The sequence below is a fragment of the Micavibrio aeruginosavorus ARL-13 genome, assembly GCF_000226315.1.
GTDB lineage: Bacteria > Pseudomonadota > Alphaproteobacteria > Micavibrionales > Micavibrionaceae > Micavibrio > Micavibrio aeruginosavorus_B.
In genome coordinates this window covers 2,097,202-2,122,724 of sequence record NC_016026.1, presented here as the reverse complement: position 1 = coordinate 2,122,724, position 25,523 = coordinate 2,097,202, and the positions used below count along the sequence as shown (strand labels likewise).

Sequence of the window (25,523 nt, the reverse complement as noted above, 5' to 3'; positions counted from 1 at the left end):
AAGCCCCGTATTTTGCCCTCTATGGCCACCTTGTTTGACCCCGCTGAAACCCCGGAATCCGACGATTCCCATGCCAATGGCCCCCGGCCTTTGGCCGATTTGTTGCGCCCGCGCGTCTTGGCGGGTATTGCGGGGCAGGACCATTTAACCGGGCCGGACGGGGCCATCGGGCGGATGGTGGCCAATAACCGGATTGTGTCGATGATTTTGTGGGGGCCGCCGGGCTGTGGCAAGACTACGCTGGCGCGCATTCTGGCCGGACATACCGATCTGCATTTCGAACAAATCTCGGCCATCTTCTCCGGCGTTGCCGATCTGAAGCGCGTGTTTGAATCTGCGCGTCTGCGTCGCCGCAACGGCAAGGGTACACTGTTGTTTGTCGATGAAATTCATCGTTTCAATAAATCGCAGCAAGATGCGTTCCTGCCCGTGGTGGAAGATGGAACGATCACGTTGATCGGCGCGACCACGGAAAATCCATCCTTTGAATTGAATGCGGCATTGTTGTCGCGGTGTCAGGTGTTCGTCCTGAAACGTCTGGACGATGCAGCGATTGAAAAATTATTGCAGGCGGCGGAAACCCATATGGAACGGGTGTTGCCGCTGGATGATGGCGCGCGCGATGCGTTGAAAGCCATGGCCGATGGCGATGGGCGCTATGCCCTGACCATGGCGGAGCAAGTGTTTGCGCAAGCCCGCGAAGGTGATGTGTTTGACATTGCCGCATTGACCGCCTTGGTCAATCGCCGTGCGCCGTTGTACGATAAAAAAGATGACGGGCATTACAATTTGATCAGCGCACTGCATAAATCCGTGCGTGGATCGGATGCGGATGCGGCGCTGTATTGGTTCTGCCGTATGCTGGAGGGGGGCGAGGACCCGCGGTTTATCGCGCGCCGCATCACCCGCATGGCGGTGGAAGATATTGGCCTGGGTGACCCCAGTGCACTGACCCAGGCCGTGGCCGCATGGGATACCTATGAACGGCTGGGCAGTCCGGAAGGGGAATTGGCGTTGGCACAAGCCTTGGTCTATATGGCCACCGCGCCGAAATCGAACGCCGTATATAAGGGCTATAACCGTGCCAAAGTGGTGGCGCGGGAGACCGGGTCGCTGGCCCCGCCGGCGCATATTCTGAACGCGCCGACCAAATTGATGAAAAATCTGGGGTACGGGGCGAATTATGCCTATGACCACGATGATCCGGATGCTTTTTCCGGCCAAAACTATTTTCCTGACGGCATGGCGCGCGAAATCTTCTATAATCCTGTCGAACGCGGATTTGAACGTGAATTGCGCAAACGGGTCGATTATTGGGCCAAATTGCGCGCGCGGAAAAATGCGGAAGGCGAAGAATAATGCAGACCATTCTGGCGATTGCCGCAGGCGGCGCGATTGGATCGGTTCTGCGCCATATGTTGAATAATGGCGTGGCGGTTCTGGTGCCATCCGGATTTCCGTGGGGCATTCTGGCGTGCAATGTCATCGGATCGACATTGATGGGTGTTTTGGTTGGTTTGTTTGCCTTGTCCGCCGAAGCCTCTGCGCCATGGCGGGCGTTTTTAATGGTTGGGGTTTTGGGCGGATTTACGACATTCTCCGCTTTCTCTGCCGATACGATTTTGTTGTGGGAGCGTGGCGCATTCGGCCAAGCGGCGTTGTATGTCGCGCTCTCCGTTGGTTTATCGCTGGCCGGGCTTGTCGCCGGGTTGGCCTGTGTACGAGGAATTCTGTCATGAGTGACGACGATCAATTTGCCGACGATCAGGATCTGGGCGATGTGTCCCCTGACGAAAACCCATCAGATGAAAAATCGAGCGGCGTGCGCCAGATCGTCGTTGAAATGGGTGATGATGGCCAGCGTCTGGATCGTTGGTTGAAGAAATACGCGCCGGATCTGCCCTATGCGCTGGTGCAAAAACTGATGCGCAAGGGGCAAATTCGTGTTGATGGCGGGCGTGTGAAAACCGATACCCGTCTGAATGCCGGGCAAACGGTGCGTTTGCCGCCGGCCACGACGGCGTCGGCGGGCAAGACGGATATATGGTTCCGTCCGCATCCGGGCGATGCGGATTTGATCCGGTCCATGGTGATTTATGATGACGGCGAAGTGATTGCGCTGAACAAACCCGCTGGCATCGCGGTGCAGGGCGGCATGAAAATCGCGCGCCACATTGACGGGTTGTTGGAACATCTGGCGGACCGCGACGGCGTGAAGCCGAAATTGTGCCACCGTCTGGACCGCGATACGTCCGGCGTGTTGCTGTTGGCGCGTGATCGCGAAACGGCGAAGCGTCTGGGCCGCGCGTTTGAGGGGCGCAATATCCGCAAATATTACTGGGCTCTGACCGCCCCCGCACCGCAGATGAATGACGGCGTGATTGATGCACCGTTGATCAAGGGTGAGGGTCCGTACAAGGATATGATGATCGTTGATGCCGAAAACGGAAAATTTTCCCGCACGGAATTTCAGGTGATTGAACGCGCTGGCCCCGCTGCCGCGTTTGTGATGTTCTGGCCCCGCACGGGCCGCACGCACCAGATCCGCGTGCACGCGGCGGAGGGTGGCTTCCCTCTGATCGGCGATGAAAAATATGGTCATGCCGATCCGGAGAAGGATGACGCGCGCATCAACATGATCCATGACATGAACCTGGCCCCGCGCTTGCATTTGCATGCCTGGCGGATTGTGGTACCGCACCCGACGCGCAAGGGTATGATCGAGGTGACGGCACCGCTGGCTGATGATCTGCGCAAAAGCTGGAAAGCCTTTGATTTCCGCCCCCAGATCGACCACGATCCCTTTGCTGATGTCGAGATTTAATCTATTTATATCAATGGGTTAATTTCACCTTTGAGGCTTTGCATTCACGGTCTTGGTGCTATACTTAATCCAAGGCCCCATGAATCTAAAAGAGCAGTGTAAAAAATGAACGATTTCCTGTCGTCGCCGTCCCGGAATTTGCTTCTTGCCGGTGGTTTGGCTGTGGTTCTGCTGGGTGGTTTGACCGCTTTGGTTCTGGCCACCAACAAGCCGGTGGAAGAGGCGCCGAAGGGCGGCCTGCTGGCGTTTGAAAAAACATGCGGCGCGCCTGCCGATGTGGGCCGCGCCATTCCCGATGAATGCAAAACCACCGATGCGATCAACGCAACATTCGGCATCAATTTGATGCAGGAGATCGAGCGCATTCATGTCCGCATGGTGTCCACCGCGCGCCGCATTGAATCTGGTGAACTCTCTGATCCGGCGAAATATGATGCGTGCGTGGCCGAAGAACTCTGCGCGCCTGTGCCGTTGTTACCGCCGGATGTGGATGTTGCCGCGCTGGACCCGCAATCCACCGATTACCTGACCGAACGCACGGCGTTTTGGGGGTTGGTTGAAGATCGCGCATTGGGCCGCGAAGTGTGCCAATTTATCCGCCCGTGCGATATCGCCATGAAAACTGGCGCGATGCAGTTTGAAAGCGTGATGCCACAGGTGCAAAGCACCCCGGCCCCATCCGCCGATCAAATCATTATCCAGCAGGATACCACCGCCGATGAGTAAGCGATCAAAGGGCAAGTTTTTCCTGCGCTTGCTTATGGTGTTTGCGGTGGCCATCGCGGTCAGCCTTGGCGCGCTTTACCTGTTGGGTGGGGACAAGGCGACGCTGCGCGCCGGGCTGGAGGGCAATTTGTCCCAGGCCAGTGGTTATGATGTGCGGATTGGTACGCTGAATAACGCATCCTTCTTCCCGTTTCTTGAAATTGATATTGCCGATGTGCGGTTTCATCAGGCCGTTCCCGGTGTGGTGATTGATGCGGGTCGCGTGCGGGCGCCGGGCCGTGTTGACGCCGTGACCGAAAAACCCATGCCCGGGCCGGTGGTGGCCACAATCGATTCCGCCCGTTTGAAAGTCAGTTTTGGTGATTTGATCCTGTCGCGCACGCGGTTTCGTGTGCTGGATATCAACGGCATTCGCGTCGATCGGGCCACGACGGGGTATCGTGCGATTGCGCTGGACCGTGTGGGGATTGATGCGGACCAATCGGCGCTGGTGATAGCGGGAACATATGGCGATGACGCTGTTTCAGCTCGTCTGGACATGCATAATGACGGCAGCGCGAATTCCCCGATCTGGCGGGTGGCGGATGATGCGGTTTTGACGGCATCGGTGGGGGCTGTGTCCTTGCAAACCGGGTTTGATACGGGGTTGCTGGGGGGCGCGGTACTCAACATTACCCAATTTGGATTGGCCGGGCATCCGGCGACGGGCGCGGTGAAAATCGGACGGCATAATGGGGGGCTGCGCCTGGCGGGTGAACCGGAATTGACGCTGGGTGGCGTAAAAATCGCGCCCGATATTACCTTTGGCGATACGTCCGAGCATGCGGCCCGGGTCCACGGTACGGTCCGCGTCTCCGGTGCGGATGCGGCGGCGACGGAGTTGGCGGACCTGTATGCGGCGTTGGCCGCGCTGGCCACGCCCATTCCGGGCACACAGGCGGCGGAAAAAGCGGCCTTGTTCTGGGGTGATGCGCTGGATCATATTCAGGTGAACGAGAATGAAATGGCCGATGAATCGGTTTCCCTGCGCACCAGCGCATTCCTGAAAATTTTGCAATCGGCACCGGCGGAATCCGCGCCATGAAACGTTTTTATAAACTTGTGACATCACAGGCCGAGCCGGCAGGTGGGTTTTCCATCCGTCTGGATGGAAAACCAGTGAAGACACCATCGGGCCAGATGGTTGTGGCACCGGTGTCTGCGTTGGCCGATGGGATTGTGGCGGAATGGGCGGCGCAGGGGGAGAACATCGTTCCCGATACCATGCCGTTGACGCAAATCCTGATCACCGCGATTGATCGTGTGGCGGGCGAGCGCAAAACCATGACCGATATGGTGGCCGTGTATCTGGATACGGATTTGCTGTGCTACCAAACCGAGGACCCGCCGGAACTGTCCGCGCAACAGAATGCGGCGTGGGCCCCGGCGCGCGATTGGTTTGCACGCGTATCGGGTGTGGCGTTGATCGTAACGCCGGGCCTGTCCGCCATCCGCCAGCCAGAGGCAGCCCATAAATACGTGCGTCAGGCCATGGATGCCATGGACCTGTATCAATTCACCGTGTTCCAGTTGGTGACGGTGGTATCGGGATCGATTGTTCTGGGGCTGGCCTTTATGGATGGGGCCGTGACGCCAGATGATGTTTTCATCGCCGCGAATGTCGAAGATTTATACCGTGCCGAGATTTATAACGAAGCTTTGTATGGCCCCGCCCCGCATCAGGAAAAGCAGCGTACGACGATGCGGGCGGATTTAAACGCGGCGCGTGATTTTCTGGATCGCTTGAAGTCTTGAATTAAAACGGGTTTTTCGGGTGGGCGATGCGGTATCCGCCTAGGGCGCGGCGCAAGCCCTTGGTCAGGCGGTAGACGATATACAGATAACCCGGTGCCCCAACGGCCAACGTCAGGTTTTTGAGTTCACGGATCATCGGATCGTTCATATCACCTTCGGCCATCACACTGGCCAGATCGCCAAACTGGGCGAACGTATAGTGGGTGTAAACGTAATATCCGCCAATGGCCGTCGCGACGAAAATCAGGGCGGAGAACATCCACAAGGTGATGTTCAAAAACGACATGTGATTGGCCAGCAGGCTTTCGCGTTCGGCCCCACGGCGCAGAAACCCAATCATGCCCCATGTGAACAACAGCAACAGGCCGGAAAACAACGCCACACCCGCATGGGGGGTGAGTTGCAGGATCAGCGACGCGCACAGCGTTCCATAAACGGCGGTCACCGTTTTCTGGTCTTTGTTGGGGGTGGGTTTGTCATGCTTCGGGTTTTGATCCGGAATGTCGATCTCGGTCATCACGTTCTCCCAAACAGCCGTTCGATGTCTTTTAATCCTAAAGTAATATAGGTCGGGCGGCCATGATTGCACTGGCCGGATTTCGGCGTGGCTTCCATCTGGCGCAGCAGGGCATTCATTTCATCGACATTCAAGACCCGGCCTGATCGCACCGACCCGTGACAGGCCATGGTGGAGAGCAGGGCGTTGATGCGGTCTTCCAACCCTTGTGTGCTGCCCTGTTCGGCCAGCTCGTCACAAATATCACGCACCAGACGGGAAATTTCCGCGCGGCCCGATAACAAGGCGGGCACGGCCTGTACCGCCACGGCATCCGGGCCGAACGGTTCAATGCGCAGGCCGAGTTGGTCCAGTTGCTCCGCCGCCTCCATCAGCCGCGCGATATCGGTATCGTCCGGTGTGATGATTTCGGGAACCAGTAATCCTTGGGATTCAATCTGGCCCGCCTCCATCACCTGCGCCTTAAACCGTTCATAGGTCAGGCGTTCATGCGCGGCGTGTTGGTCGATAATCACCATGCCGTTTGCGGTCTGGGCAATGATGTAATTTTCATGGATCTGCGCGCGCGCGGCACCCAGTGGGAAATCCTGATCCTGAAGTGCCGCAATGGTTGGCGCGGTTTCGGATCGCGCAGCGGGTTGCAGGGTGCTTAAAGGACGGTAATTTTCATACGCGCGTTCCGCCAGTCCGTAGGAGGGGGCCGGTGTGTAGGAATAAGCCAGATTTCCCGTGCCATAGGATGGCGTATGCGGTGCGTTGCTGGTGGTGGATTGTAATGCGGCCAGGGTACGGTCGGATAATGTTGTGGCCGATCCCTGACCCGCTTTCTGCATCATCGTGTGACGGATGGACCCGACCAGCAAGCCACGCACCCCGGCGGAATCACGGAACCGTACCTCGGCCTTCGCCGGGTGGACGTTGATGTCCACTTCGGTGGGCGGCAGGTCGAGGAACAGCACAGCGACAGCATGACGATCACCGGGCAGCAAATCGGCATAGGCCCCGCGCATCGCACCCTGAAGCAACTTGTCGCGCACCGGGCGGCCATTGACGAACAGATATTGGTTTTGTGATGTCCCGCGCGACCATGTCGGCAGGCCGGCATAACCTTCCAGTTTTACACCGTCGCGTTCGGCTTCAATCGCCACCGTATTGGCGGCGAAGTCAGCGCCAAGCAACGCGGACAGCCGTTCGCGCCGCTGGTCCCACAAATCACCTTGCGTTGCGGCGGGTAAAGACAGGCTGAGTGCGTCGTTATGGGTCAGGCGGAAGCCAATGGCCGGAAACGCCATGGCCAGGCGCATCACGGTGTCTTTTACCGCGGCGTATTCGGCCTTATCCCCTTTCAGGAATTTCAGGCGGGCGGGCGTGGCGTAAAACAAATCGCGCACTTCGACGCGGGTGCCTTCCGGGTGGGCGCTGGGGATGGGGGCGTCTTTACGACCGCCTTCAACTTTAATTTCCCAGGCTTCGTTCGGGGTTTCGCGCGCGCGGCTGGCGATGCTCAGGCGGCTGACCGCGCCGATGGAGGGCAGGGCTTCGCCGCGAAAACCCAGCGTGAAGATATTCAGTAGGTCATCGCCCTTTAATTTCGATGTAGCGTGGCGGTCGAGGCAGGCGATCAGTTCGTCATGATTCATGCCGATGCCGTTATCACTGATGCGGATCAGGCTTTTACCGCCATCGCGCAAATCGATGGCGACCGAGGTTGCGCCGGCATCAATGGCGTTTTCGACCAGTTCCTTGACAGCGGCGGCGGGCCGCTCGATGACCTCACCGGCGGCGATCTGGTTGACCAGTGTTTCTGGCAAATGACGAATGCGCATAGGGGCAGATTAGCGGCTGGGGCAGGGGGAGTCAGCCCAAAAATCGGAAAAACCCGGGGTTTTACCCCAGTTTGCGGTCGCTGATGACGTCATTCAGCAGGGCGCCGTGGAAATCGGCATTATCCAGAATCGCGCCGGTTAAATCGGCCCGGCGTAAATCGCAATCATGCATAACGGCATAGGACAAATCGGCCCCGACCAGCAGGCAATCGGCCAGCACGGCATTGCTGAGAATCGCATAGCGCAGATTGGCCCCGGACAAATTGACCCGTTGTAACCGTTTCGACCCATCCGGGTTGGGGAAGATCAGCGGCGACAAATTCGCCCCGACCAGATTGGCGCGGGAAAACAACCCGTTCTTCAACGACGTGCCACGGAAATCGGCATTGGCCAATTTGGTGTCACGGAAATCGGCGCGGTCCATCACCGCGCTTTGCAGGCTGGCCCCTTGCAAATCCTGGTTCAGGAAGTTGGCCCCAACGGCCTTCACGGCGGTGAGCGAGAATTTTTTCAAATTCAAAACATGGCGCAAATCATAACCGGATAAATCCAGCCGCGTGCCCGATTTTCCCGCCGTTGCAATCCATGCCGTGTGTTCTTCCAGCAATTGTTCCAGCGTTTTTCCAAGCGCTTCCAGCTTGCTGCCCATGCGATCTTCGGTCAGGGCGTCATCCATATTCAGGCCGGCCGTTTCGGCTTCGTCCAGCTTTGTGCCGGAAATAATGGATGATTTCATGTTGGCGTTTTTCAGGTTTGACCCTGTAAAGTCCGCACCGGACAGGTTGGCACCCTCGAAATTCGCGTGGGAAAAGTCGGCGTCGTTGACGATGACACCTGACAAATCGGCGTCGGAAAAGTCAGCATAATTCGCACTGGCCCCGGACAGGTTTGTTTCGGACAAACGCGATCCGCTGAAAATCGTTTTGGCTTTGGAATTGTTGATGCTGCCCGACAATGTTTTGTTTGTCGGGTTGCGTTCCAGGATGACGCCTTCGCGCATATCGGCCTTTTCAAAATCGGCCCCGGTCAAGTTCGCGCCGACAACGGTGGCCCCTCGGAAATCCGCCCGTGCGAAACAGGCGTTTTCCAAATTGGCCCCACGCATGTCACAGGCAAAAAATGACACACCCTTGAATGTGGCATTCGACATGTTGGCGTTGATCAGGATGGACCCGGTGAAGTCAGCTTGTGATAAATCGCCCTTGCGGAAATGCAGGCCCGACAGATCCTTGAATTTCACAACGGCACGTGCGCCGCCGCGTATGCCGCTGATAAAGCGCATATGCTTGCGGATGATTTCATCCAGCTCGGACTGCGTCAGTTTTTGCAGGCCAGTACTCATCGGGCGGGGTATCCTCACACACGCAATTCTTGCGATTTATTCTTATTGGTTCCATCCATCCTACCGGAGGGAGCCTAAAAAATATTAAATATCTGGGTCTTAGCGCTGGATTTTAGGCGGTCAGGGACAGCAAAATGGCCCCGGCGGGGTCGATTTTTCCTTGGGATTCCGGGTTTTTCCCAGAATCCAGTACGGAATTGGCAAGAATCTTGCCCAGTTCGACCCCGTACTGGTCAAAGGAGTTGATGCCCCACAGGATGCCCTGAACGAAAACCTTGTGTTCATACAGGGCGATCAATTGCCCCAGATGGAACGCATCCATCCGGTCGAACAGCAAGGTGACCGACGGGCGGTTGCCGGGGAAGGTTTGGTGCGGGTTGTTGTTGGATTCACGTTCACTGCGCCCGGTCATCAGCGCCTGCGCCTGCGCAATCATGTTGGCGAGCAGGATGTGGTGGTGATCGGCATAGGGCGCGAGGCTTTCGCGGGACCCGATAAATTCGCATGGCACGATGTCGGTGCCCTGGTGCAGCATTTGATAAAACGCGTGCTGGCCGTTCGTGCCCGGTTCACCGAACACGATGGGGGCGGTGGCATAGGGCAGCGTTTCGCCATCACGGCTGACGCGTTTGCCGTTCGATTCCATATCCACCTGTTGCAGGAAGGCGGGCAGGTGAAGCAAATTCTGGTCATAGGGCAAAACGGCCAGCCCGGAACAGTTCATAAAATTTCGGTTCCATACACCGATTAAGCCCATCAGAACGGGCAGGTTTTGATGCAATGGCGCGGTTTGGAAATGCCGATCCATGGCATTCGCACCATCCAGAAGGGCGCGGAAATGATCAAACCCCACCGCCAGTGCGATGGATAGCCCGATGGATGACCACAGGCTGAACCGTCCGCCAACCCAGTCGCGGAAGGGCAGCATATTATCCGGATGAATGCCGAAGGCGGTCACGGCCTTTTCATTGGTGGACAGGGCGATGAAATGCTTGGCAATCGCATCGTCCTTTTTCAGTTTGGCCAGAAGCCATGCGCGCGCGCTTTGTGCGTTCTTCATGGTTTCCTGCGTCGTGAAGGTTTTGGACGCGATCAGGAACAACGTCGTGGCCGGATCACATCCGTGCAGGGCGTTGTGCAAATGGGTGCCATCGACATTCGACACAAATTTCACGGTGATGCCATCGACATGGAACGGGCGCAGCGCCTCGGCCACCATTTGCGGACCCAGATCCGACCCACCAATGCCGATATTGATGATGGTGGTGATCCGCTTGCCTGTATAGCCGGTCCATGTGCCGGAATGAACGGCGTCGGTGATGGCTTTCATCCGGTTCAGGACGTCATGAATGAACGGTACAACGTTTTCGCCATCGACCATGACGCTGTCCTTGGCCGGGCGGCGCAGGGCAGTGTGCAAAACGGCGCGGTTTTCCGTTGTGTTAATGGACGCACCGCTGAACATCCGGTCGCGCCAGCCTTCCACGTCACAGGCGCGGGCGAGGGACAGGAGCAAGCCCATCGTATCGTCATTCATGCGCTGGCGCGAAAAATCGGCATACAGGCCGGGCAGGGACAGGCTCATCGCCTTCACGCGCCCCTCGCCCACCAAATCATTCATATGCACGTAACGCATGGTGCGCGCATGTGTGTCCAACGCCCCCCATTCGGGCAGGGTATTATTCAACATTGGGCAAATCCGTGCGGGTTGTGGTCGGTGTGATGCCTTCGGGCTTGCCGACAATGACCGTGGTCATCGCATCGGGGGTCAGCAGGCGTTTGGATACTTTGGACACATCATCGACCGTAATCGCGTTATAACGTTCGGTAATGCCGTCCAGATAATCAATCGGCAGATCATCCAGCCGCAGGCCGAGGATCAACCCGGCAATGCCTTGCGTCGAGGTCAGCGCCAGCGGCATGGATCCGGTCAGGTAATCCTGCGCCGCTTTTAATTCATCGGCGCTGACCGGTTCGTCCCGCATTTTGGTCCATTCAGTTTTGATCAGGCCCAAAACTTCACCGGCCTTGTCATTGCGGGTGGATGTGGACACGCTCAGCGCCTTCACATGGTCCAGCTGGTACATGGAGGAGTAGATGCCATAGGTCAGGCCGCGCTTCTCACGAATTTCTTCGGTCAGGCGGCTGCCAAAACCGGAGGAACCAAGGATAAAGTTCATCACCTGTGCGGCGTGATAATCCGGGTCGGTGCGGTCAATGCCGCCCTGCATCATCTGGATCGATGTTTGCGGCACGTCCTTGTCGAACAGGGTGATGGTATTGGCGCCCTGAATGGTTAAATCCGCTGTCGGCGGAATTTGTGATTTTTCAGGCAATGCGCCGAACATCTTGTCCAGCAGGGGTTTTAATTCGTCTTCCGAAATATCCCCGGCGACGGCGACCAACAGATTGTCACGGGCAAAGCTGATGCGTGTGAAATTTCGCAGATCATCGGCGGTGATGGCGGCAAAGCCACTGACCGTTCCGCCGCTGTTCATGGCGTAAGGGTGCCCGGCGAAGGCCACATCATTCATAATGCGCGCGGCAATCCAATCGGGATCAGAGAGTTGCGATTTAATCCGGCTGATATTCGCGGCCTTCATCCGGTCGATCGGGTCTTGGTCAAAACGCGGCGATGTCAAAGCCTTGGCCATCAAGTCGGTGGCCAGATCGCGGTGACGGGTCAGGCTTTTTAAGGAGCCAAAGAAATCATCGCGGCCCACGTCGAAACGCAGGGTAATTGAATGATCGGTCAGGGCTTTTTGAAACGCCTGGGAATCCAGATCCGCCGCCCCTTCATCCAGTGTGTTGGAGGCAAGGCGGGCCAATCCTTGCTTGTCCTGCGGATCCAGCGAGGCACCCGCCCCAGCAAAAGCAAATTCAATAGCGATGGCCGGGACCGAATGATCTTCCAAAAACCATGCGGTGATGCCACCGTCGCTGGTCACGGACCGAATATCGAGGAAGCGTTCCGTCGGCGGTGTGATCGTGGTGACATCGGCCGCCCATACGGGGGTGGTTACGGCGAAAATCAGAACGGTGCTGAGGATCAAGGATTTCATGGCGTTGCCTCTGCTGCGTTATCATTGGCCGGGGGTTCTGTTGGTGCGGCTTCCGGTTCGTCCTCGGTCAGGATTTTATCCGGGGTCGGGGCGGGGAGAATCCACCCCGTTACACCGCGGCCATGCGTGCCCGCCGGTTTGATCAGATATTGCGCCACGCGTTTAATATCGGCGGCGGTCACCGCATCAATATCATCGGCCCAATATTCGACGTCATCAATCGTGCCGCCGGTGGTAATGGTCTGGCCAAAAATCATGGCCGGGCCCTGCAAGCTGTCGCGGGCCAGGGCGGCGCTGTCTTTCATGCGGATTTTTGCGGTGGCCAGTTCATCATCGGTTACGCCGTCGCGGGCGAATGTTGCAATGACGGTATCGGTTGCGGCTTCAACCGCGTCCATCGCCACGCCATCGGCGGGAATGGCGTACAGGGATGCGGTGGAATCGTCCCATGCAGTGGGGTTGTAGGAAAACCCGGCCCCGACGGCGATTTTCTGTTCTACGACCAACGATTTATACAGACGTGATGACGCCCCATCGGACAGGATGCTTTCCGCAACCTGCAATGCGATGGCGTCGTTACGGTTTTGGCGCAAGGACGGCACGCGGATCATGCGCTGGAATACAGGCTGATGGACGCGGGCCGATTGCATGATGATGCGGGCTTCGCCGGGCACATTCATCACCGGCGGTGTTGTGCGTTCGGGCACCGTCCGGGCGGGCACAGCGCCATAGGTTTTTTCAATGATCGGCAGAATGTCGGCCAGTTTCACATCACCAGAAATCACCACGGTGGCGTTATTGGGCGCGTACCATTTATTGTGAAAATCCATCGCGTTTTCACGGGACAGTTTGGCGATTTCATACGGCCAGCCAATCACCGGAATGCCATAGGGATGCCCGGGGAACAGCGCATTGCGCATTTGTTCGTGCATCTGGGCGTTGGGGTCGCTGTCGGTATTTTGGCGGCGTTCTTCCAATACGACATCGCGTTCGGACAAAACCTGATCCGCGGGCAGGGTCAGGCCGCGCATCCGGTCGGCCTCCATCGTCATGACATCGTCCAGACGGTCGGCGGCGATGGATTGGAAATAGGCGGTGTAGTCCTGGGACGTAAAGGCATTGTCATTCCCGCCCATGGCGCGCACGCGTTTGGAAAATTCACCGGGGGGAACATTTTCCGATCCCTTAAACATCAAATGTTCAAGGAAGTGGGCGATGCCCGATTGTCCGGCGGGTTCATCAATCGCGCCGACGCGGTACCAGACCATGTGGCTGACGACGGGTGCGCGGTGATTGGGAATGACCACAATGCGCAGGCCGTTGGTCAGAGTGGCCTCTTCCGCACCGAAGATTTTTGTGCGTTGCGGCAATTGAGCATCGGCAACGGCGGCGGCCGGGGGCTGCACCGCAGTTTGGGTTTGGGCCCAGACCGGTGAGGGGATCAGGAAAAAACCAATAAAAACAGGAATCAAAATGTGTTTCATGTCTTCTGGTTTACCCGAGAATCGGGGCAAAGCAAAACCCCAAATGGCAGGGGTTTAAAACTTTGACATAACTTGCAAAAAGACGCTAATTTCGGGCCATGAAAACGCATGATGCATATAATTGGGGCTTGCACGACCAGACCCGGGCCGGAATGGCGGGGCTTGCCGAATCCGTGAATGCGCTGACCGTATCCTCCACACCGCAAACGGTGGCGCTGGTGCAAAAATTGGCGCTGAAAGAATCGTTCAATGCGCGCGCCGGTCGGTTTGGCCTGATGCAATATCAAGTCGCATGGCAGGACGCGGTCACGGTTCTGCTGGGCAATATGCGCAATCATGTTGTCAAATGTAACACCCGCCTTGAAACGATTGGCCGCCACATGGCATCGGTCATCGGTGATTTCCCGGAGGCGGAATATGACGCAAAATTGCGACAATATATTCAGTTCTGGGGGCAGGCCGCGCTGGAGCAGAAACAGCAGGCCCATGCCAGCAGCAATATGCTGCTCGCCATTCCGAACATGGCCGAATTTGCCAAGCAATCCGCACGCCGCACGGAAATTGAAATGGATCGCGTCCATTTTCTGACCAGCAGTGCCTTTGATGAGGTGGCTGACCGCCGTGATGATGGCGTACCCGCCTCCGGCGATGAGGCCGCGATCCGGCGGGATCGGCTGGCAAATTCCTGCGATTCGCTGGCGGCGCAGGCGTTGGATCATGCGGTGTTGAAACAGAAAATATCCCAGCGGGCCGTGGTTTGCGCCGCGTCCGAACGGGTGGCGAATATCAGCGGCGATGAAGATGTGTCGATGCTGTTTACCCATTTGGCGCAGGCCTTGACGCGTGGGGTCGGGAACGATCTGGCGCTGGCGGAGCAATTACTGCGTGGAGCGTATTATGCGCGGGATGTACAACGTCCGGCGTTTCTTTATAATTTCAAAAAGTAAAAATGACCGGCAAAGCCGGCGTAAAAACAGGATGTCTGGGATCTGCTATGAAGCCGTATAACTGGAATTTGCACGACGCCACGATCGAAGCCTTGCGCGAATTGGAAAAAACGCTCGATCAACTTTATGGCGATGCGCCTGTGCCCGTAACCACGTTTAAGGACTGGGCGCTGGAAGCCGCCTTCAATGCGCGGGCGTCGAAAAATGAATGTGACCGTGCCTACGCCGGAATGAAAGATCTGGATAAGATCATCGCCGGACGCATTTTGGGCGCTGTGCGCAAGGGTGGCGTTTTGGCGTCCACGGTGACCAATTACATCAAAACCATGATCGAACATTGTCCGCAGGAGCAAACGGTGATTGACCGGATGCGGCGCGATCGCCTGTTGCGATTGCAGTATTTGCAGGAATTGAATGTACAGGTGCTGCCGGCCATGCCGGTTTTTCGTGGCGAAACGGCCAGTTTTTCCGATTATCATACCACGCTGAAAAACTTCCTGCTGTCGGCGCGCCAGATTGATGAAAACCACCGCGACGTGGCCGCCCCTTTTATGCAGGACAAGAACGCCCGCCCGTCGGTGGGTGATTTGAAAATGTCCCTGGGCAAGGTTATGGATGCGGCGCTGGATCTGGCCAGCCAGCAGGCTGATCTGGCGAAGGACAGTCTGTCCATGGCGTCCACGTTGATGGTCATCAAGAATTATCCGAAGACGATTCAGGTCACGCCTGAGCTGGACCAGCGTCTGCATGGGTATATGACGTTGGCCACGGAAATGTCCCGTTCGGCGCGGTTTAATCTGGCCGTCGCCCGCGAGGACGTGTCGTTGCAGTTCCTGATGAACAATCTGGATCGCCCGGCCTTCCTGTATGCCTTGCCGCGTGGTGGCAATGTGCGCAGCGGGCCGACCGTTCCGCCGCCGCGATCATTGCCGTCGCCCTGATCTATAAAACAGAGCGCAATAAAAAAACCCGCCATGATCTGGCGGGTTTTTTATACGAAACAGGTTTGGTTTATTTGTCCTTGATCGACGGTGTTTCTCCGTCGGTGACGGGCTTGCCTGCTTCCGCGTTGGTGCGAATGCGCTCCGCTTCGGCGGCGGGGTTGACGATTTGTGCTTCGGTTTTGCCGCTGCCCAGACCCAGAAGGCGGGTCGCGACCGGTTTGTCTTCTTTGTCGGAAATGGTGGCCTCGGCATCAACAACGCCGCGAATGGATGGATCGGCATAAACCCCGCCGGTTTGTTGCAGCAAGGCGGCTTCGGCGCCGCTGGCCTGCGTGCTGCGGGCTGTTTCACCCAGGACGGCATTACGGGCTTCGTCCGTGACGGCGATTTCCTGCGGACGCGGGGCCCCCGGGCGCGGCGGGCGGACGGTGTAATCCGGCGGCATTTCCAGCGGGGCGCGTTTCACAACGGCGAATTCATCCGGCGCCTGACGGGTCAGGCCCAATTGTTCCTTGGCCCCCTCGCAAGCGGATAAGGACAGGGCGCATCCAGCGATGATGATGGCGCGGGTCAGTGTTTTGGTCATTGCGATACACCTTTGTTACGTTTCGGTTTCAAGAATAGCCCATCAATCAGGATCAGGGCAATGCCGATGGAAATGCAGGAATCGGCCACATTAAAGGCGGGCCAGTGGAAACCGGCGACATGAACATCCAGAAAATCGATCACGGCCCCGAACCGGACCCGGTCAATCACGTTCCCGGCGGCCCCGCCGATGACCAGGGTCAACCCGGTGGCCAGCCAGGCGCTTTTCGCCCGGACCAGCCAGACGGCAAACGCCGTCATAATCAACAGGGATACGATGGTCAAAATCGCCGGGCCGTAATCATGCCCCTGTGAAAACAGGCCGAAACTGACGCCCCGGTTCCACACCATGACCAGATTGAAAAACGGCAAAACCTCGATCTGGGCGAACGGGAACCGATCCCCTGCCGACAACAGCCAGTTCAGGAACGGCATCGCCGTGGCGGCTTCGTTCGCTGGGGTGACCAGCGGTTTGATCATAATTTCCGTGATCCACCATTTGCTGATCTGATCCAGAACCAGCAAAACGCCAATCAACGGAAACGCCACGCGGGCATACGGGGGACCCAGGAGCATGATAAATTACGCTGCTTTCTTGTTCTGTTGATACCATTGTACGGCGTCCGCGTCGCGGGCCGACAGATCCGGATATTCCGGGTTTGACCCAACATCGGGCACGATGCGCCAGCTGCGCTGGCATTTTCCGCCTTCGGCTTTTGTGAAGACAACGGCAACACCGGCCACATCGTTCAACGTAAACGCATCCGCCGGGGCGGTGTCGGTTTTCACGGTGGCTTGCGATGTAATGCACAATTCCGCCAGATCAACGCCCGCGACCAGCTTGGCCATGTCGGCGTTCAGGTAGATAACCGGGTGTGCCTCCAGTGACGAGCCGATGGTTTTATCGGCGCGTTTGGGTTCCAGCGCGCCCAGAACGACACGGCGCACATCGCGCAGCGCGTTCCATTTCGCGGCCAGCGCGTCATTGCCCCATGCCGCCGGAATAACCGGGAAGGTGCGCAAATGGACACTGTCCAGATCCTGGTCAAACACACCACGCGGACGGAAGTTCCACGCGTCTTCGGCGGTGAAGGCCAAAATCGGGGCCAGCCATGTGACGAGGCAATCAAAAACCTTTGCCATCACCGTGCGGCAGGCGCGGCGTTCAAACAAATCCGGGCGGTCGCAATAGAGGCGGTCCTTACGAATGTCGAAATAGAAGGCGGAGAGTTCGTTCGCACAGAAATTGTGCAGACGGTGCGCCAGACGACCAAATTCATAATTGGCCACATGACTGCGCACATCGCGATCCATTTCGGCCAGCCAGTGCAGGACCAGCTGTTCCAGTTCCGGCATGGTTTTGTAGTCCGCTTCCGGCACCATTTCGGATTTATCAAACCCGTCCAGCGCGCCCAGCAGATAACGGAACGTGTTGCGGATACGGCGGTATAAATCGGCTGTGACCTTCAACGTATCTTTGCCGATACGGATATCTTCGCTGTAATCCGACAACATGGTCCACAGGCGGATAATATCCGCGCCGTGTTCATCCATCATCTTCAGTGGGTCGACAACGTTGCCCAAGGATTTGGACATTTTGTAACCCTTGTCGTCCAGCACGAAGCCGTGGGTCAGAACCGTTTTATACGGCGCATGCCCGGTCGTGCCGCATGATTCCAGCAGGGAAGAGTGGAACCAGCCGCGGTGCTGGTCCGATCCTTCCAGATACAAATCGGCTTTACCAACGCCGGCGAAATCCGGCCATGTTTTGGTGTCGCCCAGAACGAAGGAGTGGGTGGAGCCGGATTCAAACCAGACATCGACGATGTCGAACACCTGGTGGTAATCCTCGGCCTTGTACTGACCGCCCAGGAAATATTGCGCGTCATGTTTCCACCACGCATCAGCGCCTTCGCGTTCAAACGCATCGGCAATGCGGGACAGGACGTCGGCATCCTGCAACACTTCGTCCGTGTCCTTGTGCACGAACAGGGCAATCGGCACGCCCCAGGCGCGTTGACGGGAAATGCACCAGTCGGGGCGGTTTTCAATCATCGCGGTGATGCGGGCTTCGCCCTTGGCAGGGACCCACCGGGTGTCCTTGATCGCGGCGATGGCCAGATCACGGACTTTTTTACCGTTGTTCATCGGCTGGTCCATGGTGATGAACCATTGCGGCGTGGTGCGGAAAATCACTGGGGCCTTGGACCGCCAGCTGTGCGGGTATTCGTGTTTGATTGACCCTTTGGCCAGCAGCGCGCCAGCCTCATCCAAGGCTTTCAGTACGGCGAAGTTCCCGCCGCCCATCTCGCCCTTGTCGGTCAGCACTTCCATCCCAGCAAACAACGGCACATGGTCGCGGAATTTCCCGTCATCGGTGACGTTGTCGGGAATATCCTTCGCGCCGAAATGTTTCATGTACAGCCAGTAATCGTCTTCACCATGGCTGGGGGCAATATGCACGAACCCGGTCCCGGTATCATCGGTGACAAAATCACCGGCCAGAACGGGTACGTCAAAATCGTAACCCTGCGTGTGCAGCGGGTGGTCGCACACGGTTTTGCTCAGGTCGAAGGATACAGGCGCCTGCGTCCATTCTTCGATATGGGCTTTCGCCTTGACATCATCGGCCAGTTTTGTGGACAGGATCAGCGTATCGCCCACTTTGGCGCGCGCCTCGTCCTTCACCGCTGTGATGGTATAGGCGGCATAATCCATTGCCGGACCAAATGCGATGGCGCGGTTGGACGGCAGGGTCCACGGCGTGGTAGTCCAGATGACAACGTATGTATTGGCTTGCCCACGGACCGGGAACTTTACCCATACGGTGATGGATTTGTGTTCCTTATATTCCACTTCGGCTTCGGCCAGAGCTGTTTTTTCAACCGTCGACCACATCACGGGCTTCACGCCCTTGTACAATCCGCCATTGGTGGCGAATTTGTGAATTTCGCGGACGATCCCGGCCTCGGCCCGGTGGGTCATGGTCAAATACGGGTTTTTCCAATCGCCGTTGACGCCCAGACGCTGGAACTGCGCGCTTTGTACATCAACCCATTTTTGGGCAAAGGCGCGGCATTCGGCGCGGAAGGAAATCGGGTCCACGTCGTCTTTGTTTTTCCCGGCGTTGCGGTACTGCTCCTCCACCTTCCACTCGATCGGCAGACCGTGGCAGTCCCAACCGGGGACGTACGGGGAGTCGTTGCCCATGGCTTGGTAAAAACGATTGACGACATCTTTCAATGTCTTGTTCAACGCGTGCCCCATGTGGATGTCGCCGTTGGCATAGGGCGGGCCGTCATGCAGCACCCATTTCGGACGCCCGGCGGATGTTGCGCGGGTCGCGCGGTACAGATCCATGTCCTGCCATTTTTTCAAAATTTCGGGTTCGCGCTTCGGCAATTCCCCACGCATCGGGAAATCCGTTTTCGGCAGGAAGACGGTGTCCTTGTACTTGTCCGCGTCGCTCATTTTCGCGCCCTTGAAATTCTGAAATGGATGAAGGGGGCACTATTGCCAAAAACCCGCAGAAAATCAAGGTTTTGGTCCGGTTTTGCCTTGATTTTTGAGGGGCAAAAAGTTTTTCTTTGCATAATTGGGCCATTCAGATTGCAAACAGTCATTATTTTTCATAATTTAAGAGGGCTGCTCGTGGGCGATAAACAAGACGTGAATCTGACGGAAGACGCTAAAACATTCCTGGATGGGCTGGCGCTCAAGCATATGGCTTATTCTACAGTGGCCTTGGCGCTGACATTTGCCATCAACACATGCTCGGTCAAAGAGGAGATCCAAGAAAATACAAAGGCGGTTGAAGAGCAAACGCGGGCGATTCAAGAACAAACACGTGCTCTGGAAAACAAAAAATTTATTGTTCCCGCTCTACACGCTCGTTAATTGCAGGGCGGCGCCTTCCCTAAGATATCCTGTGCCTGATCGCAATCCTGTTTGATTTGCGCGATCAGGGCGTCAAGCCCGTCAAACTTCGCCTCGCCGCGCAGGCGGGCAACCGGGCGGACGCGCAAAGTCTTGCCGTAAATATCGCGGTTAAAATCGAACAGATAATTTTCAATCCGTCCAACCTTCAACTCAAACATCGGGCGGATGCCGATATTGGTGGCGCCAGCGATCCATGGCGCATCCGGCCCGTCCTCGACAATTTTCGTCCATGTCGCATACACGCCATAGGCCGGGTGCAAGGTATCGCCCAATGGCACGTTTGCGGTGGGGAAACCCAGTTCGCGGCCTCGTTTATCACCTTGTTCCACCACGCCGCGCATTTCCCAATCCCAGCCGAGCAACGCGTTGGCCTCGGCAATATCACCGGTGCCCAGGGCTTGGCGAATGCGGGTGGATGAAATGTCGTCACCATCATCATCGTCGGCGATTTTATCCATCACGGTGATGGGGATGCCCGCCGCGTCAATCATGGCGGCGTCACCCTTGCGCAATTGACCAAAACGGAAATCACGCCCCACCACAACATGTGCGGCGTTCAGCCCGTCTTTCAAAACATGCTGGATGAAATGGTCGGCGCTCTGGCTGGCGAAGGGCCAGTCGAAATTCAGGCTGATCAAAATATCAACACCATGGGCCGCCAGACGGTCCGCCTTTACCCCGGCAGGTGTAATACGAAATGGCGGGTCATCGGGCCGGAAGATGTGGCGTGGATGCGGTTCAAAAGTCAGGACCGCCAGTTTGCGCCCCGTGTTTTTAGCGATGGTGCGGGCCGCGTCAAACAGCCCGCAATGCCCCCGATGGACACCGTCAAAATTCCCGATCACCACCACGGCGTTCCGGGCGGAGTCGGGCAGGGAGGTGTAAGACTGATACTGATCCATAAAATTCTCTTATCATACCGCCCCTGCCTGCACGGGAATGGCGTTGTAAGGCGGGGAAAACGTCTTATATACTCTCTGTGGTAATAGGGGACAGGCCAATATGCAAGAGCGGGAAGTAAAAATATGAACGGTGCCGATCTGGAATATGTTGCCCATGGCCCCAAAAGTGGCCAGGCGAAGAAGCTGGTGGTGCTCCTGCATGGTTATGGTCGCAATGCCAAATATATGGACAAGATGGCGCTGGCTGTCTGTGCGTTGATTCCTGATGCGTTGGTTGTGGCGCCGCATGGGCCAGAACAATTGGTGGTTCCGCATGGGATTGGCAAACATAATGGTGATGTCCTGCACATCCCGCAGGAGGTTCTGGCCGGAAATGATGGCAACGACCCCGCGATGCTGCGTCAATGGTTTGCGATTGATGGCGACCTGAAAACGCTGTATCCGCGCATGGTCAATATCGCGCGTGTGATGAATGAATTTATTGATGCGCAACGTGATTTGCTGGGGCTATCGGATGCCGATGTGGCGTTGATGGGGTTTTCACAAGGCGGCGGTGTTGCGCTGTTCACGGGATTTACGCGCGGGGCGGAACTGGGCGCACTGGTGGGGCATAGCTGTATTTTCTTCCATGATCCGGCGATGACGGCGACGCCACAGACCTTGATGATTCATGGTGACAATGATCCGGAATTTGGCGTGGCGGCGTATTTGGCGGCGTTTAACGCGGTGTCCGCTTATACCAAAGGCCGGGCGACGCATCGCGTCGTTCCCGGCCTCGGTCATTATACCAGCACCGCATCACGTGCGGTGATTGCGGATTTTATCCGCGATCAGCTTTGCCCGTAATTAACGCTTGGCGCGTTTGCACTTCGGATAATCACTGGCGTTTACGCGGGTCCATGTCTGTTCCTTGCCGAACAGGGGGATGCCGACATAACCGCTGACGGCCAATGTACCGTCATCGTTCATTTCCATCTGGCCGTCGTACACATCGCCTTCGTCAGCCTTGTAAATCTTGCCATCGCCCCATTCATTCGCGCTCAATTTTTTCAGACCATAGATAATCGGCAGACCGCACATTGGGCGATTGTGCAAGGCGGCGTCGGGATTTTTATCGTCAAACTGCATCCCGCCTTCAATGATCCAATGAATGTAGCCGCACATCATGGATTTGTTTTCCTGGCAGGGCTCGACCGAAACGACCGAACGTTTGTTCTGGGTCAGCCATAATCCTGTTGGGTCGGCTTCGGCACGGGCGGGTTGTGTCATCGTCAATCCGATCAGCAGTGAAAAAAGACCGGAGGCAAGAATGGTGCGCATTGGTAACATGGTGGTGATCCTTCTTTTTCTTCGTTTTATGCCCTTTTGAAACAGGACAGGCAAAGGATACGCCCTTCCCGGTAAAAGTCAAAAGCGAGCTTTTACCCGTGGGGGGCACGGGTATATTCATCCAAGCCACAAAACATCCTCCAACGCCTTGCCCAAGGCGCGTTCATCCAGTTTGGTCAGATTTTTGTCAATCTGCGCAATGATGGACCGCTGCACCTGCTTGCTCATCGCAGCGCGCAAGTCGCCCAAGGTACGAGGTGCTGCGACCAGGATGATACGGTCGAATTTTCGCGCCGTGTCGGAGTCTTCAAGAAAAACGGCCAGGTCGTGTGCAAAATCCAGTGCGCTGGCGCGCTCCTGCTCCATATGCGGTTCGAATTTATGGTGAATGGTGCCGCCGCCCGAGCTGAATGACCGCCCGATTGTTCTGTTGTTCAGTTCAGATTGCAAATTTTGTTCCGGTGAGGCTTCTCCAATCAATTTCAAATGTCGGTCAATTTTTTCGAAAATACGCGCGCCGTGTTTATCCGCAACAACAATCCATACGCGCGGTGATTTGATGCCGGCATGCAGGGCCATGGGTGGTGCCGTAACACCGCGATTTTGCTCGGCAATTTGCCCGGTCAGTTTCATGATCCGCTCTCCTTCGCTGCAAAATAAAATGTAAAGCCACACAAGGGAGGATAGCGCATAAACCCCCACTGGCCAGAGGGGCGGTTGTGCAGTGTTTTTGGTCTTATTTTTCTGTTATAACGGGGTGCGTTTTCAGCGTGCGACAGACAAGGGGAAAGCCTGATGAAATTGATATTGTGCGCGACAGCCCTGATTGGATTTTTTTCGGTCGTTCTGGGGGCGGCGGGCGACCATCTGCTGGTTGGTGACTGGTCCGCAGCGATGGTCGAACGATTTGATGTGGCGCTTCGGTATCATCAGAATTATAGCATCGTGCTTTTGGCTGTGGCTTTGTACGGCATGACCCGCGCGGTACCATCACGCATTCTTATAGTCGCGGCGTGTTTGTTTTTAGTGGGAACGCTGATTTTCTGCGGCACGCTTTATGCGTCGCTATACTGGCAAGCCGCCGGCCTGACACTCGGTACGCCTTTGGGCGGTCTCAGCCTGATGGCTGGCTGGCTCTCACTGTTCCTTTATGCCATCCGCGCGGCGCGATAGATCGAGTGTGATAGACACAAAACCCCCATTAAAAAACCCCGCAAATATTGCGGGGTTTTTTAAAAAATGGTGGCGGCGGAGGGACTTGAACCCCCGACACAAGGATTATGATTGAGCCGCCGTTACTCTAGGGATTGTTCGATATTAACAGGATCAAAGGGCTAATATGTTGAGTTTATTGGAATTTGATTCCTTCCTCTGTTTGCTGTTAACGAGTTCGTATAAGTTGAAATAGCTAGGGTTTGTTACCCTGCCCGCACCCTGCGGCAAGTATACGAGTGTTTATGGTGATGATCGGCGGGTGCGATAATGAATAGTCACGTCTACGATTTTATCGAATATATCGCTAAACATGGAAAAGTTAATGCTGCCCTGCTGTTTGCAAATGATCTTTTCAGCAAAATCATTTTTGCTACAACTAAAACCATCTGCTGGCCCTTTATCCGGATGAAACTTCCTTCCATTGATATCTTTGTCAAAAACGCTTTCCTCAAAATAGTGTTCAATACAGGTGGATTTTCCATTTTTTTGGGGAATTGGTATGACGTATAAGTTTCTTGTTACCGTATAAAACGGCTTATCTCCCAATATCGGCGTTTTAGAGTGTGTAATTCCCTTGATGGCTGGGAACAGTTTCTCTGTGGGCTCATTGTCATTGTCGACGATAATAATGACGGGGTGTAGCAATCCACTGCATTTATAGGGGGTACAACTTTCATTGTACTCTCGGATTAGTTTTGCGAGGTCGCCACATCCGCCACCCAAGTTTAAAATGTCTAGGGTTGTATCAGAATAAGTAAAAAATTTAATTCTAAAATCAAAGCCTTCTGAAGTTTTTTCAATTAGGCCGGGATACTTTAGGTGTAATGATTTGAGGGCGCACTTCAAATAAATGGGGTCTGTTTTTCCCTCGCAGATTATCAATGGTCTGTCAATGTAGTAAAAGTTTATAAAAAATAAGAACTTTCTATATAGTGATTTAATTGAAGACTCGATTTCTTTTCTTTCTGCGATTCCTAATTTTTTATCTCTGTCATGTCGAACTTGATATACGAAATTCAGCATGCCTTGGATTTGATCCAAGGTTTTATATTTCCTATCTTCTTTTTTCTCTTTTATTTTTTTCGGCCTATAAAAAATTTTATCGAGTATTCTTTGTAGGTAAGAAATTTTTTCATTTTCAGGTCTCTGATAAGCAATTTCGTAGCACCCACCAGTGCGGAAGAGTGTATGGCATTGTGCCCTTAGCGTTTTGTACAGTTCTCGTTTTACGTTTACCTTTTTGTTTACTACGAGGCTTGTGACGTCCTGCCTTGACTCTTGGTATTGCATTCTGGTCTTTTTTTCATTTACGAAAAATCCAGACTTTTCTATTTCTTGTTTGATGCTGTTGCTTAGTTCCCAGCTTTTTTTAGAAAACAGTTTTTTATGTGCGATTTCTTTTGGAAATTTTCTTAAATCGGATGAAAATGTTATATCATCGGCATAGCGTGTATATGTGCAGGAATACTTCTTTGCAATTTTTATGAGGCGAACATCTAATAAATGACCAATTAAATTAGATATTATAGGAGAGCAGGGGCTCCCTTGCGGTAACTTTCCTTCGTAGCAACATATGTGGGCAATTGCGCTTGCTACGTCTGGGTCGAGGTTAAAGTTTTTATTTTTTATAAAAAACCCGCGTATTCTCCCGAAATTAATGCTTGGAAAAAAGTCTTTCAAATCTAAATTTAACACCCACCTTTTTCGCCGATGAGGGCGTGCGTTAGTGATGATGGATCGATCTTTTGTGAATCCATGGGCGGCAGATGAGAATTTCTTCTTTCCCAATTTTTGTTTTTCAAGCTCGCCAATTTCTTCTATACAGTCTTGTAAGTATTTTGCGAGCTGTTTCTGAATATAAGAAAGCTGGTCACTTGGCGCATCAATTTTCCTTTCTCCCCCCGTCTTTTTGGGAATGGAAAAACTGGTGTACTTATTTTTTTCTGGGACTTTGTATAAAAAATAGGCAAACGTATCCGGTTTTGATTTTAACAATCGTGCTAAGTCAGATACAGAATTTGCTGATTTTAATGCTGCTAGTTTTGACACTTAAATTCTCAGAAAAATGGCTTACGGACACTCTTTTG

Annotated in this window: 24 protein-coding genes; 11 read left to right on the top strand and 13 right to left on the bottom strand. The window is 55.2% G+C overall.

Annotated features, from left to right (window positions below; all coding sequences use genetic code 11):
- The first annotated feature begins 21 nt into the window (after nt 1-21).
- From MICA_RS10030 to MICA_RS10005, 6 genes are all read left to right on the top strand, one after another.
- Nucleotides 22-1,359 carry a replication-associated recombination protein A gene (locus MICA_RS10030; RefSeq protein WP_014103635.1) on the top strand — a complete coding sequence of 446 codons (1,338 nt, stop codon included), beginning with the start codon at nt 22-24 and terminating at the stop codon, nt 1,357-1,359.
- Complete coding sequence (gene crcB, locus MICA_RS10025) at nt 1,359-1,739, top strand: fluoride efflux transporter CrcB (RefSeq protein ID WP_014103634.1); 381 nt, start codon at nt 1,359-1,361, stop codon at nt 1,737-1,739. Before MICA_RS10030 ends, crcB begins: the two co-directional genes overlap by 1 nt.
- Nucleotides 1,736-2,824, top strand: coding sequence for an RluA family pseudouridine synthase (locus MICA_RS10020; protein ID WP_014103633.1), 1,089 nt, complete (start codon nt 1,736-1,738; stop codon nt 2,822-2,824). The genes crcB and MICA_RS10020 overlap by 4 nt, the downstream gene beginning before the upstream one ends.
- Nucleotides 2,825-2,929: 105 nt before the next feature.
- Nucleotides 2,930-3,550 carry a hypothetical protein gene (locus MICA_RS10015; protein ID WP_014103632.1) on the top strand — a complete coding sequence of 207 codons (621 nt, stop codon included), beginning with the start codon at nt 2,930-2,932 and terminating at the stop codon, nt 3,548-3,550.
- On the top strand, nt 3,543-4,634 hold the full coding sequence (locus MICA_RS10010) for an AsmA family protein (RefSeq protein WP_014103631.1): 1,092 nt from the start codon (nt 3,543-3,545) through the stop codon (nt 4,632-4,634). The genes MICA_RS10015 and MICA_RS10010 overlap by 8 nt, the downstream gene beginning before the upstream one ends.
- On the top strand, nt 4,631-5,344 hold the full coding sequence (locus MICA_RS10005; RefSeq protein ID WP_014103630.1) for an ATP12 family chaperone protein: 714 nt from the start codon (nt 4,631-4,633) through the stop codon (nt 5,342-5,344). The genes MICA_RS10010 and MICA_RS10005 overlap by 4 nt, the downstream gene beginning before the upstream one ends.
- A 1-nt stretch (nt 5,345) precedes the next feature.
- Here MICA_RS10005 and MICA_RS10000 read toward each other — a convergent pair whose 3' ends face one another.
- The 6 genes from MICA_RS10000 to MICA_RS09975 all read right to left on the bottom strand — a co-directional run bounded on the left by MICA_RS10000 (nt 5,346) and on the right by MICA_RS09975 (nt 13,575).
- Nucleotides 5,346-5,861: a hypothetical protein gene (locus MICA_RS10000; RefSeq protein WP_014103629.1), complete on the bottom strand. Its 516-nt coding sequence runs from the start codon at nt 5,859-5,861 to the stop codon at nt 5,346-5,348.
- Complete coding sequence (gene mutL / locus MICA_RS09995; RefSeq protein ID WP_014103628.1) at nt 5,861-7,687, bottom strand: DNA mismatch repair endonuclease MutL; 1,827 nt, start codon at nt 7,685-7,687, stop codon at nt 5,861-5,863. The genes MICA_RS10000 and mutL overlap by 1 nt, the downstream gene beginning before the upstream one ends.
- Before the next feature lie 61 nt (nt 7,688-7,748).
- Nucleotides 7,749-9,029 (bottom strand): pentapeptide repeat-containing protein, encoded by a 1,281-nt coding sequence (locus MICA_RS09990; RefSeq protein WP_014103627.1) that lies wholly within the window; start codon nt 9,027-9,029, stop codon nt 7,749-7,751.
- A gap of 112 nt (nt 9,030-9,141) precedes the next feature.
- A complete protein-coding gene (gene pgi / locus MICA_RS09985) occupies nt 9,142-10,719 on the bottom strand; it encodes a glucose-6-phosphate isomerase (RefSeq protein WP_014103626.1) in 1,578 nt (525 codons plus the stop codon).
- Nucleotides 10,709-12,091, bottom strand: a complete 1,383-nt coding sequence (locus tag MICA_RS09980; protein WP_014103625.1) for a M16 family metallopeptidase — start codon at nt 12,089-12,091, stop codon at nt 10,709-10,711. Before MICA_RS09980 ends, pgi begins: the two co-directional genes overlap by 11 nt.
- Entirely contained in the window at nt 12,088-13,575 is a 1,488-nt protein-coding gene (locus MICA_RS09975) for a M16 family metallopeptidase (protein ID WP_014103624.1), read from the bottom strand. Before MICA_RS09975 ends, MICA_RS09980 begins: the two co-directional genes overlap by 4 nt.
- 98 nt (nt 13,576-13,673) lie before the next feature.
- On the opposite strand from MICA_RS09975, the gene MICA_RS09970 reads away from it, so the two are divergent.
- Both MICA_RS09970 and MICA_RS09965 read left to right on the top strand, forming a co-directional pair.
- Nucleotides 13,674-14,522: a hypothetical protein gene (locus MICA_RS09970; protein WP_014103622.1), complete on the top strand. Its 849-nt coding sequence runs from the start codon at nt 13,674-13,676 to the stop codon at nt 14,520-14,522.
- A 47-nt stretch (nt 14,523-14,569) separates the two neighbouring features.
- Nucleotides 14,570-15,463 carry a hypothetical protein gene (locus tag MICA_RS09965; RefSeq protein WP_014103621.1) on the top strand — a complete coding sequence of 298 codons (894 nt, stop codon included), beginning with the start codon at nt 14,570-14,572 and terminating at the stop codon, nt 15,461-15,463.
- Nucleotides 15,464-15,533: 70 nt separating this feature from the next.
- On the opposite strand, the gene MICA_RS09960 is transcribed toward MICA_RS09965, so the two are convergent.
- The 3 genes from MICA_RS09960 to ileS are packed head-to-tail and all read right to left on the bottom strand — an operon-like array spanning nt 15,534 to nt 19,522.
- Complete coding sequence (locus MICA_RS09960) at nt 15,534-16,052, bottom strand: DUF3035 domain-containing protein (protein WP_014103620.1); 519 nt, start codon at nt 16,050-16,052, stop codon at nt 15,534-15,536.
- The gene (lspA, locus tag MICA_RS09955) at nt 16,049-16,627 is read right to left on the bottom strand and encodes a signal peptidase II (RefSeq protein ID WP_014103619.1); all 579 of its coding nucleotides are present in this window, start codon (nt 16,625-16,627) and stop codon (nt 16,049-16,051) included. Before lspA ends, MICA_RS09960 begins: the two co-directional genes overlap by 4 nt.
- Nucleotides 16,628-16,633: 6 nt before the next feature.
- Nucleotides 16,634-19,522, bottom strand: coding sequence for an isoleucine--tRNA ligase (gene ileS / locus MICA_RS09950; RefSeq protein ID WP_014103618.1), 2,889 nt, complete (start codon nt 19,520-19,522; stop codon nt 16,634-16,636).
- A 42-nt stretch (nt 19,523-19,564) separates the two neighbouring features.
- Between ileS and MICA_RS12160 the strand changes: the two genes are divergently transcribed.
- Nucleotides 19,565-19,948, top strand: a complete 384-nt coding sequence (locus tag MICA_RS12160) for a hypothetical protein (RefSeq protein ID WP_148260467.1) — start codon at nt 19,565-19,567, stop codon at nt 19,946-19,948.
- Here the strand turns inward: MICA_RS12160 and MICA_RS09940 are convergent.
- A complete protein-coding gene (locus MICA_RS09940; RefSeq protein ID WP_014103615.1) occupies nt 19,945-20,892 on the bottom strand; it encodes a bifunctional riboflavin kinase/FAD synthetase in 948 nt (315 codons plus the stop codon). The genes MICA_RS12160 and MICA_RS09940 overlap by 4 nt on opposite strands.
- Nucleotides 20,893-21,015: 123 nt before the next feature.
- On the opposite strand from MICA_RS09940, the gene MICA_RS09935 reads away from it, so the two are divergent.
- Nucleotides 21,016-21,738: an alpha/beta hydrolase gene (locus MICA_RS09935; RefSeq protein WP_014103614.1), complete on the top strand. Its 723-nt coding sequence runs from the start codon at nt 21,016-21,018 to the stop codon at nt 21,736-21,738.
- On the opposite strand, the gene MICA_RS09930 is transcribed toward MICA_RS09935, so the two are convergent.
- Together MICA_RS09930 and MICA_RS09925 are read right to left on the bottom strand one after the other, a co-directional pair.
- Complete coding sequence (locus MICA_RS09930; protein ID WP_014103613.1) at nt 21,739-22,221, bottom strand: DUF2147 domain-containing protein; 483 nt, start codon at nt 22,219-22,221, stop codon at nt 21,739-21,741.
- Nucleotides 22,222-22,338: 117 nt separating this feature from the next.
- On the bottom strand, nt 22,339-22,854 hold the full coding sequence (locus MICA_RS09925) for a host attachment protein (RefSeq protein ID WP_014103612.1): 516 nt from the start codon (nt 22,852-22,854) through the stop codon (nt 22,339-22,341).
- Nucleotides 22,855-23,016: 162 nt separating this feature from the next.
- Between MICA_RS09925 and MICA_RS09920 the strand changes: the two genes are divergently transcribed.
- Nucleotides 23,017-23,394: a DUF423 domain-containing protein gene (locus tag MICA_RS09920; protein ID WP_014103611.1), complete on the top strand. Its 378-nt coding sequence runs from the start codon at nt 23,017-23,019 to the stop codon at nt 23,392-23,394.
- A 282-nt stretch (nt 23,395-23,676) separates the two neighbouring features.
- On the opposite strand, the gene MICA_RS09915 is transcribed toward MICA_RS09920, so the two are convergent.
- The gene (locus MICA_RS09915) at nt 23,677-25,485 is read right to left on the bottom strand and encodes a retron Ec67 family RNA-directed DNA polymerase/endonuclease (protein ID WP_014103610.1); all 1,809 of its coding nucleotides are present in this window, start codon (nt 25,483-25,485) and stop codon (nt 23,677-23,679) included.
- Nucleotides 25,486-25,523 lie beyond the last annotated feature (38 nt).

What these genes read in the sequence shown, in the direction of transcription:
- MICA_RS10030 (WP_014103635.1), top strand. Translation starts at nt 22, where the DNA reads ATGGCCACCTTGTTTGACCCCGCTGAAACCCCGGAATCCGACGATTCC.
- crcB (WP_014103634.1), top strand. Translation starts at nt 1,359, where the DNA reads ATGCAGACCATTCTGGCGATTGCCGCAGGCGGCGCGATTGGATCGGTT.
- MICA_RS10020 (WP_014103633.1), top strand. Translation starts at nt 1,736, where the DNA reads ATGAGTGACGACGATCAATTTGCCGACGATCAGGATCTGGGCGATGTG.
- MICA_RS10015 (WP_014103632.1), top strand. Translation starts at nt 2,930, where the DNA reads ATGAACGATTTCCTGTCGTCGCCGTCCCGGAATTTGCTTCTTGCCGGT.
- MICA_RS10010 (WP_014103631.1), top strand. Translation starts at nt 3,543, where the DNA reads ATGAGTAAGCGATCAAAGGGCAAGTTTTTCCTGCGCTTGCTTATGGTG.
- MICA_RS10005 (WP_014103630.1), top strand. Translation starts at nt 4,631, where the DNA reads ATGAAACGTTTTTATAAACTTGTGACATCACAGGCCGAGCCGGCAGGT.
- MICA_RS10000 (WP_014103629.1), bottom strand. Translation starts at nt 5,861, where the DNA reads ATGACCGAGATCGACATTCCGGATCAAAACCCGAAGCATGACAAACCC.
- mutL (WP_014103628.1), bottom strand. Translation starts at nt 7,687, where the DNA reads ATGCGCATTCGTCATTTGCCAGAAACACTGGTCAACCAGATCGCCGCC.
- MICA_RS09990 (WP_014103627.1), bottom strand. Translation starts at nt 9,029, where the DNA reads ATGAGTACTGGCCTGCAAAAACTGACGCAGTCCGAGCTGGATGAAATC.
- pgi (WP_014103626.1), bottom strand. Translation starts at nt 10,719, where the DNA reads ATGTTGAATAATACCCTGCCCGAATGGGGGGCGTTGGACACACATGCG.
- MICA_RS09980 (WP_014103625.1), bottom strand. Translation starts at nt 12,091, where the DNA reads ATGAAATCCTTGATCCTCAGCACCGTTCTGATTTTCGCCGTAACCACC.
- MICA_RS09975 (WP_014103624.1), bottom strand. Translation starts at nt 13,575, where the DNA reads ATGAAACACATTTTGATTCCTGTTTTTATTGGTTTTTTCCTGATCCCC.
- MICA_RS09970 (WP_014103622.1), top strand. Translation starts at nt 13,674, where the DNA reads ATGAAAACGCATGATGCATATAATTGGGGCTTGCACGACCAGACCCGG.
- MICA_RS09965 (WP_014103621.1), top strand. Translation starts at nt 14,570, where the DNA reads ATGAAGCCGTATAACTGGAATTTGCACGACGCCACGATCGAAGCCTTG.
- MICA_RS09960 (WP_014103620.1), bottom strand. Translation starts at nt 16,052, where the DNA reads ATGACCAAAACACTGACCCGCGCCATCATCATCGCTGGATGCGCCCTG.
- lspA (WP_014103619.1), bottom strand. Translation starts at nt 16,627, where the DNA reads ATGCTCCTGGGTCCCCCGTATGCCCGCGTGGCGTTTCCGTTGATTGGC.
- ileS (WP_014103618.1), bottom strand. Translation starts at nt 19,522, where the DNA reads ATGAGCGACGCGGACAAGTACAAGGACACCGTCTTCCTGCCGAAAACG.
- MICA_RS09940 (WP_014103615.1), bottom strand. Translation starts at nt 20,892, where the DNA reads ATGGATCAGTATCAGTCTTACACCTCCCTGCCCGACTCCGCCCGGAAC.
- MICA_RS09935 (WP_014103614.1), top strand. Translation starts at nt 21,016, where the DNA reads ATGAACGGTGCCGATCTGGAATATGTTGCCCATGGCCCCAAAAGTGGC.
- MICA_RS09930 (WP_014103613.1), bottom strand. Translation starts at nt 22,221, where the DNA reads ATGTTACCAATGCGCACCATTCTTGCCTCCGGTCTTTTTTCACTGCTG.
- MICA_RS09925 (WP_014103612.1), bottom strand. Translation starts at nt 22,854, where the DNA reads ATGAAACTGACCGGGCAAATTGCCGAGCAAAATCGCGGTGTTACGGCA.
- MICA_RS09920 (WP_014103611.1), top strand. Translation starts at nt 23,017, where the DNA reads ATGAAATTGATATTGTGCGCGACAGCCCTGATTGGATTTTTTTCGGTC.